Below are 916 nucleotides of genomic sequence, written 5' to 3' on the forward strand. Positions count from 1 at the left end.
GAGCAGAATCAAGCGCAGCCAAATCGAGAGGGAAGTTGTGAGCATTGCGCTCGTGCATCACTTCCATACCCAAGTTAGCCCGGTTGATTACATCTGCCCAAGTACCAATCACACGACCTTGAGAATCAATGATTGACTGGTTGAAGTTGAAACCGTTCAAGTTGAACGCCATTGTGCTTACACCCAAGGCGGTAAACCAGATGCCGATTACAGGCCACGCTGCTAAGAAGAAGTGCAAGCTACGGCTGTTATTGAATGAAGCGTATTGGAAGATTAACCGACCGAAGTAGCCGTGAGCCGCAACGATGTTGTAGGTTTCTTCTTCTTGACCGAATTTGTATCCGTAGTTTTGTGATTCGCTTTCGGTGGTTTCACGAACTAAGGAGGAGGTTACTAGTGAACCGTGCATTGCAGAGAATAATGAACCGCCGAATACACCTGCTACACCTAACTGGTGGAAGGGGTGCATCAATATGTTGTGCTCTGCTTGGAAGACGATCATGAAGTTGAAGGTTCCTGAGATACCCAAGGGCATACCGTCGGAGAATGAACCTTGTCCGATGGGGTATATCAAGAAGACTGCGCTGGCTGCTGCTACTGGTGCTGAGTAAGCAATCGCAATCCAAGGACGCATTCCTAAGCGGTAGGATAGTTCCCATTCACGTCCCATGTAGCAGAAGATGCCAATCAGGAAGTGGAATACTACTAACTGGTAAGGGCCGCCGTTGTACAACCATTCGTCTAAGGATGCTGCTTCCCAAATTGGGTAGAAGTGTAGACCGATGGCGTTGGAGGAAGGTACTACTGCACCGGAGATGATGTTGTTTCCGTAGATTAATGAACCTGCTACTGGTTCGCGGATGCCGTCGATGTCTACGGGGGGAGCGGCGATGAAGGCGATGATGAAGCAGGTGGT

General features: G+C 49.2%; 1 protein-coding gene. It reads right to left on the minus strand.

Going from position 1 to position 916, the window contains the following annotated elements:
- Nucleotides 1–916 (minus strand): photosystem II q(b) protein (gene psbA, locus HCR01_RS38020; protein ID WP_193201027.1); only part of this gene is annotated, 916 nt, incomplete at both ends.

It is taken from the genome of Nostoc sp. MG11, from assembly GCF_014904695.1.
Taxonomy (GTDB): domain Bacteria; phylum Cyanobacteriota; class Cyanobacteriia; order Cyanobacteriales; family Nostocaceae; genus Komarekiella.